The 4,255-nt window shown below is 67.4% G+C and carries 4 protein-coding genes; 2 read left to right on the forward strand and 2 right to left on the reverse strand.

Annotated features, from left to right (window positions below; genetic code table 11):
* The first annotated feature begins 113 nt into the window (after positions 1-113).
* Positions 114-1,028 carry a hypothetical protein gene (locus DBV14_RS32370; protein WP_124466111.1) on the forward strand — a complete coding sequence of 305 codons (915 nt, stop codon included), beginning with the start codon at positions 114-116 and terminating at the stop codon, positions 1,026-1,028.
* Positions 1,029-1,087: 59 nt separating this feature from the next.
* On the opposite strand, the gene DBV14_RS32375 is transcribed toward DBV14_RS32370, so the two are convergent.
* On the reverse strand, positions 1,088-1,969 hold the full coding sequence (locus tag DBV14_RS32375; protein WP_124466114.1) for a YbgC/FadM family acyl-CoA thioesterase: 882 nt from the start codon (positions 1,967-1,969) through the stop codon (positions 1,088-1,090).
* The gene (locus DBV14_RS32380; protein WP_124466116.1) at positions 1,966-2,931 is read right to left on the reverse strand and encodes an alpha/beta hydrolase; all 966 of its coding nucleotides are present in this window, start codon (positions 2,929-2,931) and stop codon (positions 1,966-1,968) included. The genes DBV14_RS32375 and DBV14_RS32380 overlap by 4 nt, the downstream gene beginning before the upstream one ends.
* A 146-nt stretch (positions 2,932-3,077) precedes the next feature.
* Here DBV14_RS32380 and DBV14_RS32385 point away from each other — a divergent pair, with 146 nt between their 5' ends.
* On the forward strand, positions 3,078-4,214 hold the full coding sequence (locus DBV14_RS32385) for an iron-containing alcohol dehydrogenase (protein WP_124466119.1): 1,137 nt from the start codon (positions 3,078-3,080) through the stop codon (positions 4,212-4,214).
* Positions 4,215-4,255: the final 41 nt, after the last annotated feature.

Here is a 4,255-nt window from a genome sequence, read left to right on the forward strand (position 1 = left end):
CACACCGTCGGCGTGAGCGAGAGCCCCCGAAGTTTTTTCCGCAACGTTTAACCCCGTCCGCATCCCTGCCCCGTAGAAGCTTGCACAGATCAACTCCTGGCAAGGAAGCTTTTATGAAGCGCAGACTTTTCTCCACCGTCCTGGCACTGACCGCGCTGTCGGCCTGCGCGGAAAGCCCGGCGCGGCCTTATGTGCCGCAGACGCCCTCCAGCCGCATCGGTTCGCTCATGCAGATCAGCATCGTCGACCGCAACAGCGGCGCCGAGCTGCCGATCTACCGCCATCGCGGCGAGTACTGGGTCGCTGGCCGGCCCGGCACGCGCTACGCGATCCGGGCGCGCAATGCGATGGGCGAACGCATCATGGCCGTGATGTCGGTGGACGGCGTGAACGTCGTCACCGGCGAAACGGCGGGCATCGAACAGAACGGCTATGTCTTCAGCGGACGCGAGCGCAGCGACATCACGGGCTGGCGCAAGAGCGATTCCCAGATTGCCGCGTTCGAGTTTTCGTCGGCCGGCAATTCGTACGCCAGCCGCACGGGCCGGCCGGACGACGTGGGCGTGATCGGCGTCGCGCTGTTTCGCGAGCGCATGCCCGAACCGCTGCCGCCCCCCATCACGCCCTACTCGCGCCGCGACGAATACGGTGGCGCGGAGCGCCAGCGAAGCGAGTCTTCTTCATCAATGGCCGATTCGAGGGCCAAGTCCGGGGCGGCCGAGAGTGCGGCACCGGCAGCAGCCGAAGCGCCGATGGGCAGCATGACGCGCAAGCAGCAGGCACCGAGCCCGAGCCTGGGCACGGCCCACGGCCGCCGCGAAACTTCGTACGTCGGCAAGACGACGTTCGAGCGCGCCCAGTCGTCGCCCGACGAAGTGGTGCGCATCCGCTACGACAGCCGCGAGAACCTCGTGGCGGCCGGCGTGATTCCGGTGGCGCCCACGCCGCGCTGGCCGCGCCCTGCCGGACCGTCGCCCTTCCCCGGCTCGGAACCCGGCTATGTGCCGGACCCGCCCAGCCGCTACTGAAAAAGAAGGAAAGAAACCCGCCGGCGACGACAAGCTAAGAAGCTGGCGAACGCCTCCGGTCAGCGCAGCGTGCGGCGCATCTCGATGTGCGGGATGCCGGCTTCTTCAAAACCATCGCCCTGCGGCAGGTAGCCCAGCCGCGCATAGAAACTCTCGGCGCTGCGCTGCGCATTCAGCGCCACCACGCGGTCGCCGCGGGCATGGGCCGCTTCTTCCAGCGCCTTCATCACGGCGGCGCCGTGCCCGCCGCCGCGCAGGTTGCGGTGCACGGCCACGCGGCCGATGTGCGAAACGCCGTCTTCGGCCGGCAGCAGCCGGCCCGTGGCAATGACCTGGCCGACGCGGTTGCGCGCCACGGCGTGCAGCACGACGGCATCGTGCGCGTCCCACTCCAGTTCTTTTGGAATGTTCTGTTCCTCGATGAACACGGCCCGGCGCAAGGCACCGGCGCCTTCGCCCAGCGTGTCCCAGTTGCCCGTTTCCACCGTGCGCATCGGCTCGCCAGCCTCGAAGCCCATGAGCGCATCGCGCAAGACCGTGGGCACCGACTTCGAGGTTTGCGTGGCCGGGTCGGCGAACACGTAGACCAGCTCGCAACCGACCAGGAACTGGCCTTGCCGGAACAGCGCGCCTTCGAACACCATTGACGAATTGCCGATGCGCGCGCAGCGCATGCCCACGTCGATCGTGTCGTCCATGCGCGCCGAGCCACGAAAGTCGATGGTGGCCTTGCGCACGTACAGGTCGCCGCTCAGCGAGTGCATGGCCTCTTCGTACGGCAGCGCCATCGCGCGCCAGTAGTCGCCGATGGCGGTGTCGAAGTACATCAGGTAGTGGGCGTTGAAGACGATCTTCTGCATGTCGACTTCGGCCCAGCGCACGCGCAGGCGATGAAAGAAACGGAAATCCTTGCGCTGGGGAGTGGCGGTTGCTTCGGTCATGGGTTCAGTGCTTCCTTGAGTGCCAGGGCCGCATCGTTCTGCGCCTGCAGCGCCTCGGGAATGGCGCGGCCCATCTTGATGAATTCGTGGATCACGCCACGGTAGATTTCGAGGTCGACCCGCACGCCCGCGGCGCGCAGCTTGTCGGCATAGGCAATGCCTTCGTCCACCACCGCATCGCATTCGGCCAGGCCGATCCACGCGGGCGCCACGCCGTCGACGTCGTCTGCCAGCAAGGGCGCAAAGCGCCAGTCGTCGCGGTCGGCCGGCGTGCGCACGTACTGGGCGAAGAAGAAATCGATCATCGCCTTGGTCAGCAGCGGCCCGTTGGCATGGCGGCGGTGCGAGGCCGTGTCCTGGTGCGCGGTGGTGCCGGGGTAGATGAGCATCTGCAGCGCCAGCGGCAGGCCCGCATCGCGCGCCAGGATGGCGCACACCGCGGCCAGCGTGCCACCGGCGCTGTCGCCGCCCACCGCAAGGCGGGCCGCGTCGAGGCCGAGGCTCGCGCCCTCTTTCGCGATGAACTGGAAGGCGTCCCACGCATCGTTCGATGCGGTCGGAAACTTGTGCGCGGGCGCCAGCCGGTAGTCGACCGACACCACCGCGCAGCCGCTCTTGTGGCTGAGCACGCGACACAGCGTGTCGTGCGTGCGGATGTTGCCGACAGTGAAGCCGCCGCCATGAAAGTACACCAGCACCGGCAGCACCCCGGCCGACGGCGCATAGAGCCGCGCGGGCATCGCGAAGCCATCGCGCGCGGCAATGCTGAAGTCTTCGATGCGCGCCAGCTCGGGCTTGGGCACTTCGAGCACGCCCGCACCTTTTTCGTAGGAGGCCTTGGCCTCGTCGGGCGTGAGCTGGTCGAGCGTGGGGTGGCCGGCGCGCGCCATGCGCTCGACCACGCTGGCCATCTTCGTGGTGAGCGGCGGCTGGGCCGGCGCCGTTGGAGGATTCGTCGTCATCGGGACTGGAAAGGCATTGCCGCCATGGTGCCGGCGCGCGGTGTGCCCGGCGCGACAGCGGCTAGGGTTTTGTTCATGTGCAAGACTGTCCCTGCTTGTTAGATTTGGGTGGTCCGCAATCGTACTGCCCCAGGCATTCCCACCTCATGGCCCTCATCCAATACCTCACCCAGATCCAGTTCGAATTCGGCGCCATCAAGCTCCTGTCGAGCGAATGCGCACGCATCGGCATCAACCGCCCGCTGATCGTGACCGATGCCGGCGTTCGCGCGGCCGGCGTGCTGCAAAAAGCACTCGACGCCATCGCCGACCTCGAAGTCTCGGTGTTCGACCAGACCCCGTCCAACCCGACCGAGGCGGCCGTGCGCGCCGCCGTCGAGCTGTACCGCAGCGGCCGCTGCGACGGCCTGATCGCGGTGGGCGGTGGTTCCGCCATCGACTGCGCCAAGGGCGTGGCCATCGCGGCCACGCACGAAGGCCCGCTGAAGACCTACGCGACCATCGAAGGCGGCTCGCCGAAGATCACCGAGCGCGCGGTGCCGCTGATCGCGGTGCCCACCACCAGCGGCACCGGCAGCGAGGTGGCACGCGGCGCGATCGTCATCGTCGACGACCACCGCAAGCTGGGCTTCCACAGCTGGTTCCTGATGCCCAAGGCAGCCATCTGCGACCCCGAGCTCACGCTCGGCCTGCCACCCAAGCTGACGGCCGCGACGGGCATGGACGCGATTGCGCACTGCATGGAAACCTTCATGTCGGCAGCCTTCAACCCACCGGCCGATGGCATCGGCCTGGACGGGCTGGAGCGGGCGTGGGGCCACATCGAGCGTGCGACGAAAGACGGCAGCGACCGCGAGGCCCGCCTGAACCTGATGAGCGCGTCGATGCAGGGCGCGATGGCCTTCCAGAAGGGCCTGGGCTGCGTTCACTCGCTGAGCCACAGCTTGGGCGGGGTGGATCCGCGCCTGCACCATGGGACGCTGAACGCGCTGTTCCTGCCGGCGGTGATCCACTTCAACGCGGGGGCGGAATCGGTACAAAAGGAGCAACGTCTGCAACGGATGGCGCAGGCGATGCACCTGGACTCGGCGGGGGATCTGGGTGACGCGATTCGCGACATGAACGCACGGCTCGGTTTGCCCAAGGGCCTTGCCGAAGTGGGCGTCACGCCTGCGTTGTTCGAGAAGATCATCGACGGGGCGATGGCTGACCATTGCCACAAGACGAATCCGCGGTTGGCTTCGCGCGACGACTACAGAGCGATGCTCGAAGCTTCGATGTAAGGGGTGGACGCTGCTTGGGAGCGGGTGCATTCTTTGTGCGT

Origin of the sequence: Variovorax sp. KBW07 (genome assembly GCF_003852515.1) — a bacterium.
In the GTDB taxonomy this organism is placed as follows: domain Bacteria; phylum Pseudomonadota; class Gammaproteobacteria; order Burkholderiales; family Burkholderiaceae_C; genus Variovorax.

Bases quoted from the DNA above. Each gene is read 5' to 3' on its own strand.
- DBV14_RS32370 (WP_124466111.1), top strand. From the start codon at position 114: ATGAAGCGCAGACTTTTCTCCACCGTCCTGGCACTGACCGCGCTGTCG.
- DBV14_RS32375 (WP_124466114.1), bottom strand. From the start codon at position 1,969: ATGACCGAAGCAACCGCCACTCCCCAGCGCAAGGATTTCCGTTTCTTT.
- DBV14_RS32380 (WP_124466116.1), bottom strand. From the start codon at position 2,931: ATGACGACGAATCCTCCAACGGCGCCGGCCCAGCCGCCGCTCACCACG.
- DBV14_RS32385 (WP_124466119.1), top strand. From the start codon at position 3,078: ATGGCCCTCATCCAATACCTCACCCAGATCCAGTTCGAATTCGGCGCC.